7 protein-coding genes and 1 pseudogene are annotated in these 6,162 nt (G+C 66.6%); 5 read left to right on the top strand and 3 right to left on the bottom strand.

From position 1 onward, the window contains the following. Positions 1-96 (top strand): annotated as a pseudogene (locus KBZ15_RS16380) (translation initiation factor IF-1); the annotation flags it as partial. Here KBZ15_RS16380 and trxB read toward each other — a convergent pair. From trxB to KBZ15_RS16365, 3 genes are all read right to left on the bottom strand, one after another. Then, positions 93-1,496 (bottom strand): thioredoxin-disulfide reductase, encoded by a 1,404-nt coding sequence (gene trxB, locus KBZ15_RS16375; RefSeq protein WP_255016264.1) that lies wholly within the window; start codon positions 1,494-1,496, stop codon positions 93-95. The pseudogene KBZ15_RS16380 and the gene trxB sit on opposite strands and share 4 nt — an antisense overlap. A gap of 50 nt (positions 1,497-1,546) precedes the next feature. After that, positions 1,547-1,783, bottom strand: coding sequence for a hypothetical protein (locus tag KBZ15_RS16370; protein ID WP_255016262.1), 237 nt, complete (start codon positions 1,781-1,783; stop codon positions 1,547-1,549). A 110-nt stretch (positions 1,784-1,893) separates the two neighbouring features. After that, positions 1,894-3,354, bottom strand: a complete 1,461-nt coding sequence (locus KBZ15_RS16365) for a DEAD/DEAH box helicase (RefSeq protein WP_255016261.1) — start codon at positions 3,352-3,354, stop codon at positions 1,894-1,896. A 130-nt stretch (positions 3,355-3,484) separates the two neighbouring features. Here KBZ15_RS16365 and KBZ15_RS16360 point away from each other — a divergent pair, with 130 nt between their 5' ends. The 4 genes from KBZ15_RS16360 to KBZ15_RS16345 all read left to right on the top strand — a co-directional run. Then, positions 3,485-3,673, top strand: a complete 189-nt coding sequence (locus KBZ15_RS16360; protein ID WP_197151108.1) for a hypothetical protein — start codon at positions 3,485-3,487, stop codon at positions 3,671-3,673. Positions 3,674-3,772: 99 nt separating this feature from the next. Further along, the gene (locus tag KBZ15_RS16355) at positions 3,773-4,909 is read left to right on the top strand and encodes an NAD(P) transhydrogenase subunit alpha (protein ID WP_255016259.1); all 1,137 of its coding nucleotides are present in this window, start codon (positions 3,773-3,775) and stop codon (positions 4,907-4,909) included. Beyond that, on the top strand, positions 4,906-5,211 hold the full coding sequence (locus KBZ15_RS16350) for an NAD(P) transhydrogenase subunit alpha (protein WP_254932057.1): 306 nt from the start codon (positions 4,906-4,908) through the stop codon (positions 5,209-5,211). Before KBZ15_RS16355 ends, KBZ15_RS16350 begins: the two co-directional genes overlap by 4 nt. Beyond that, on the top strand, positions 5,211-6,162 hold a 952-nt coding region (locus tag KBZ15_RS16345), incomplete at its 3' end, for an NAD(P)(+) transhydrogenase (Re/Si-specific) subunit beta (RefSeq protein WP_255016258.1). The genes KBZ15_RS16350 and KBZ15_RS16345, both read left to right, overlap by 1 nt.

Here is a 6,162-nt window from a genome sequence, read left to right as displayed (position 1 = left end):
GACCTCACCCGTGGCCGGATCACCTATCGGGAGCGCAACGCGGCCGCCGGTCCCCGTCCGGGCGGCAACCGACCAGGCGGCCCCCGGCGTCGCTAGGGCCCCAGCAGGCCTTCGATGGCGGCCTTGAATTCGCTGCGCTGCTTCACGCCGCGGAAGGTCTGCTTGAGCTCCTTCTGGAAAAAGAGCTGCACCGTGGGTGTGCCGGTTACCCCGGCCTGGGCGGCGATCTCCTGATCGACTTCGATGTCGATCTCCACTCCCTGGGAGGCACCGCCGAGTTCATCAAGCACCCGCTTGAGCTGGGGCTTGAGCACGTGACAGGGCCCGCAGGTGGGTGAGGTGTAGACCACCAGCAGGGGCTTGTTGCTGTCGTGGTAAAGCTTGCGCAGGGCATAGCCGCCCTTCTGCCAGAGGGCCGCGGGGTCGTAGTTGGTTTCGTCGCTTTCGGCCGTGCGCCGCGGTTCACCCACCTCGGCGGGATCGACGGGCTCGTGGCTGACGGTGACCGCCAGATCGTGGTGGCTGAGCCAGCGTTCGGCGGCCAGGGCCGCCTGGCAGCCGCTGCCGGCCGCGGTGATGCCCTGGCGCCATTCGGCATCGGCCACGTCGCCGGCCGCGAACACTCCCTCCATGCTGGTTTCAGGGCGGCCGGGCCTGGTCACCAGGTAGCCGTGCCCATCCACCTCCAGCTGGCCTTTGAGCAGGCGGGTGTTGGGGGTGTGGCCGATCGCATAGAAGAGGCCCTTGATGGCCAGTTCCTCGCTGGCGCCACTGTTGACATCACGGAGGGTGATGGCTTCCAGCCAGTCGCCACCGCTGGCGTCGGCCACCTGGCGGTTCCAGTGCACGGTGATGGCGGGGTTGGTCAGCACCCGGTCGGCCATGGCGCCGCTGGCACGTAGCTTTTCGCCGCGCACGATCAGGTGCACCTGGCTGCTGTATTTGGTGAGATACACCGCCTCTTCGCAGGCGGAATCACCGCCACCCACCACGGCCAATTCGGCCTGACGGAACTGGGGGGTGGCGCCATCGCAGATGGCGCAGGCGCTGATGCCCTTACTCCAGAACAGCTCTTCGCTGGGAAGGCCGAGTCGGTTGGCACTGGCCCCGGTCGCCAGGATCAGGGCCTGGGCCTGGATGGTTTGGCCTTCGGCGGTGATCAAGTAGGGCCGCTGGGAGAGGTCGATGGCAGTGGCATCGGCCTCCACCAGGCGGGTGCCCCAGCGCACGGCCTGGGCTTTCATCTTGTCCATCAGCTCAGGGCCGAGGATGCCGTCGGGAAAGCCCGGATAGTTTTCAACGTGGGTGGTGGTCATCAGCTGGCCGCCGGGAATGCCGCCGTCCTGAAAGCCGGTGATCAGCAGGGGGCTCAGGTTGGCCCGGGCGGCGTAGATGGCCGCGGTGTAGCCGGCAGGGCCGGACCCCACAATCACCAGGTTCTCCAGGGCTCCGGCCGAATTGGAAGAAGGGCCTGCAGCCATCCCGGGGGATGTCATGACTAAAGCGGACTGAGTATGACTTAAGCCTAGGGGATGGTCGGCTCTGCTCAGATTTCCAGGAGCCCATCCATTTCGGGCTGGCTCAGCTCAGCGCGATTGGTGGGCACCATCAGCACGTTGGCGGCGAGGTGTTCGGGATGCTCCTCCAGGCACACCAGCCATTCCCTGAATTCCTCGGTGACGGCAAAGCTTTCTTCGAAATGCTCCTGGCAATCCAGGGTGGCCCTGCGGGCTAGGGCCCAGCTGACAGCAACGGTGAGACGGCGATTGACTGCGGCGTCCATTCCCCTACTGCGTTGGTTCGCACCAAGTTGCCGGCACGGGGCCCTTCCTGAGGTAGTGGTTGACACAACGTCGCATTGTGGCCCCAGAGCCCTCAGGCCCCCATTGGGGTTCAAGCCCGTTGACCGAGAAAATCAGGCAGTTCAGGTCCCCCCAGCTGAATCACCTGCCCAACCCTTTCGCCAACGGTTTCGAGGGGCTGCTGGCCGCCGTTGCCACCGGCATTCTCTGAGCCGGGAGTGGCCAGCTTGGGGCGAATCAGGTAGGGCTCGCTTATGGACCAGCTGCGGGCATAGCGGATCAGCAGGGGGTCGGCAGGGGCGAATACATAGGAGGGATCCCGAGGTATGGCTTCCAGGCTGCTGCGGCCGCCATCGATGCGCACGGCCCGGGTGATCGCCTGCACGAAGCGACTGCGGGTGACAACGGTGGTGAGGTAGGCCACTACCCGCAGCCTTGGGGCATCGAAGCCCTCGGCGCACATATCAATGCTCACCAGCCAGTCGGCCTCCCCGGCCTGGAAGCCGGCCAGTCGGGAGGCGGCTGCCGGGTCCTGGGAGTGCACCAGGTGCACCCGATCGCCCTGCTCTTCGAGCAGGCCTGTGATGCGCCTGGCATGGGCTATGTCGCGGGCTATTACCAGTCCGCCGGCCTCCGGGTGGCTGGTGCGCACCAGCTCGAGCCGTTTGCGGGCATTGAGCAGGAGCCGCAGGGCGATGCAGCTCGAGTCCCCCAGGCGAATGGCGCGGCGTAGGTTGCGAGCCCGCCAGCTCTCGCGCTCTTCACCCGAGAGTGGTGAGGTCTCCGTAGGGGCGCCGGCCTGGGCTCTGCCGTGGTCCACCCAGCCGTCCTGAAAACGAAATTCCAGGGGGCGCACGTCGCCGGCCTGGATCAGTTGGCGGGGGGCAATGCTCAGGTCTGGGACGATGCGCTCGATCTCCTCCTCGCCCTCGCGCACCCGCACCCGGCGGGCAGCGCAGAAGGCCAGGTTGTCGGCTCGGAAGGGGGTTCCCGTCAGCCCGAGCCTCAGTCGGGCTCCGCTGGTGAGCTGGCCGAAGGCATAGCCCCAGGCGGCGGCCTCCGGTTCGTCGGGATCGAGCCCGAGGTGATGGACCTCATCGGCGATCGCCAGCCAGGGCCCCAGGCTCCCTGCTCCCAGGGCCGAGCTGAGTGGGCGGCGGTGCCGACCTGCGCTCTGGTAGCTCAGCAGCAGTCCATCCCAGCCGCGGCTGGGATGGAGGGCCGCCAGCCCCTGCTCCGGATCCCACTCCACCAGCTGCAGATTGAGTCGTGCCGCCGCCGCCAGCCATTGGCGGGCGATTGAACTGCGATGGCAGAACACCACGAAGTGGCCAATTCGGCCTTCCCGCTGCATGGCCTGGAAGCTGAGCAGGGCTCCCAGGGTTTTGCCGGCTCCCGGCCCGGCGTGGATCAGCACGTCATGGCCCCCTGGTTCGGGATTGAGCAGGCGGGCTCTCAGCAGCTGGATCAGCCGGCTCTGCCATTGCCTGGGTCGCAGGGTTGGGGCCACACCACCTGTTGTCAGGCCCAGATCAAAGGAAGGGAACCCCATAGCGCCATTGTGTCGAAGCCGGGTGGGGCCAGACCAGCCCCGCTGCAAATGAGTGATCTGGCCTAATAGGTTTGGGGCGTGCCGGGCCTAACTTTTGACCATCCCCCCGGGCCGGCGCCACCCATCCCCCATGGCCATCCCCTTCCATGACCCGGGTTGCTGGGCCTGGTCAGATGCCCTGCACCGGCAGCATCTGAGCCTCTGCTGGGCGTTGGAGTGCGACATCGACCCGATGATTCTGCGGGCCCGCCAGCTGCGGCGCCAGGGAGCCCTGCCCCAGGCCAGCTGCGTGGAAGAGGAGTTGTTGCCCCTGTTTTGATGCCAGCGCCCCATGGGCAACTGCGCACATTTGTAGGTGCCGTATTGCCCCCGGGCGGGGCATTCCCCCCTAATAGGTAGATGGCTACAGGCGATCCCCTTGGCTGATGTACTGATTCTGCGGGAACGCAGTCCTGGTGAGTGTCGGGTGGCGGCGACCCCGGAAACCGTGCGCAGGCTGCGGGCCCGCGGCCTGGATGTGCGGGTGCAACAGGGTGCGGGCCTGGCTGCCGGCTACAGCGATGGCGATTTCTCCGAGGCCGGGGCCCGGCTGGTGGAGCCGGAAGCCAACTTTGGCTGGGAGATTGATGCGGTGCTCTGCGTCAATCCACCGGCCGCTGAGCTGCTGGACCAGCTCAAGCCAGGGACCCTGGTGGCCGGTTTGCTCTCCCCCTACGGAGCGGTGGATTTGGTGGAGCAGCTCCTGGCCCGCCGGGTGTCGGCCCTGGCGCTCGAGCTGCTGCCCCGCATCAGCCGGGCCCAGAGCATGGATGTGCTCTCATCCCAGGCGAACATCGCCGGTTACAAGGCGGTTCTGTTGGCTGCTGCGGCCCTGGATCGCTACGTGCCCATGCTGATGACAGCTGCTGGCACGATCCAGCCCGCCCGCGCCCTGATCCTGGGTGCGGGGGTGGCTGGCCTGCAGGCCCTTGCCACAGCCCGCCGTCTTGGAGCGGTGGTCTACGTCAGTGATGTGCGGCCTGCAGCCAAGGAGCAGGTGGAATCCCTGGGCGGCAGGTTTCTCTCCCCACCTGAGCAGGAGGAGGCACCAGCCGAATCCGGCGGCTATGCCAAAGCCGCCAGCGAGGCCTTTCTCGCCGCCCAGCGCCAGCAGCTGGCCGACCAACTCGCCCTGGCAGACATGGTGATCTGCACGGCCCTAGTGCCTGGCCGGCGGGCCCCGCTGCTGATCTCTGAGGAGATGCTGGCGGGCATGCGGCCCGGTTCGGTGGTGGTTGACCTGGCCGTGGCCCAGGGTGGTAACTGTGCCGGCACGGTCTGCGGCCAGACCGTCGAGCGCAACGGGGTGCAGCTGATCGGTGGCGATGGCCTGCCCAGCTCGGTTGCCAACCACGCCAGCGCCCTCTATGCCCGCAACCTGGCCGCCCTGGTGGAGCATGTGCTCGATGGAGCCGGCTTCCAGCTCGACCAGGAGGATCCGATCGTGGCGGGCTGCCTGCTCACCCACGATGGCCACTGCCGTTTCCCCGATCTCGTTTCCGGAGTTAACCGATGAGCGCCTTGACCCAGGCCCTGTGGGTGCTGCTGCTGGGCAGCCTGCTCGGTCTTGAACTGATCGGTAAGGTGCCACCCACCTTGCACACGCCGCTGATGAGCGGTGCCAACGCCATCAGCGGCATCACCGTGCTGGCTTCACTCACCCTGATCGCCCAGGCCAACGGCCAGGTGCCCCTGTTGTTGCTTGGATCCCTGTCTCTGGGGTTCGCCCTGTTCAACGTGGTCGGTGGCTTCCTGGTCACCGACCGAATGTTGGCGATGTTTTCGCGCAAATCTTCCCGCAGCGGGGGGGCACGCTGATGGCCTTACCCAACCTCTTACCAGCTTTGATCGATCTGGTGGCGGTGTTGCTGCTGGCACTCGGCATCAAAGGACTCTCGAAGGTCAGCACGGCACGCTCGGCCAATGGCCTGGCGGCCCTGGCCATGGGCCTGGCGGTGCTGGGCCTGCTGATCCAGCAGCCCCTCAGTTCCCAGGCCTGGCTCTGGATAGCGATCGGCACGGGCATCGGCGGCCTGCTCGGCCTGCTGACGGCCCAACGGGTCCCGATGACGGCCATGCCCGAAACAGTCGCCCTGTTTAACGGCTGCGGCGGCATGGCATCCCTGCTGGTGGCCCTGGGCGTGGCTATCTACAGCCCCAATGGATCCCCAGGCCTGGTGGAGCAGATCTCGATTGTGATCTCGGTGTTTGTGGGGGCGATCACCTTCAGCGGCTCAATCGTGGCCATGGGCAAGCTGCAGGGTTGGATCAGTACCCCGGGCTGGACCCAGAACTCCCTGCGCCATGCCGTCAACATCTCCCTGGCAGTTGCCTGCCTGGCAGGTGCAATCACCTTGCCCGGAGCCATGGCTGGCGCCCCTCTCTGGGTGCTATTGCTGGCCTCGTCCCTGCTGGGTATCGGTGTAACCCTGCCGATCGGTGGTGCCGACATGCCGGTGGTGATTTCCCTGCTCAACAGCTATTCGGGTGTGGCTGCAGCAGCCGCCGGTTTTGTGGTGGGCAGCCAGTTGTTGATCGTCGCTGGGGCGATGGTTGGGGCCGCCGGCCTGATCCTCACCCAGGTGATGTGCACGGGCATGAACCGATCCCTGGTGAGCGTGTTGTTTGGCGGGGCCCTTGGCGGCGTAGCTCCCGTTGGCGGGAGCGGCGATGAGGCCGGCTACAGCCGGATCACCAGTTGCAGCGCCGAGGAATGCGCCCTGGCCCTGGAAGCGGCCGAAAGGGAGGTGTTTGTGCCTGGCTACGGCC

The sequence above is a fragment of the Cyanobium sp. BA20m-p-22 genome (genome assembly GCF_024346275.1).
Classification (GTDB): Bacteria; Cyanobacteriota; Cyanobacteriia; order PCC-6307; family Cyanobiaceae; genus Cyanobium_A.
The sequence above is the reverse complement of the archived record's forward strand: the minus strand, read 5'-3'. Positions and strand labels throughout refer to the sequence as shown.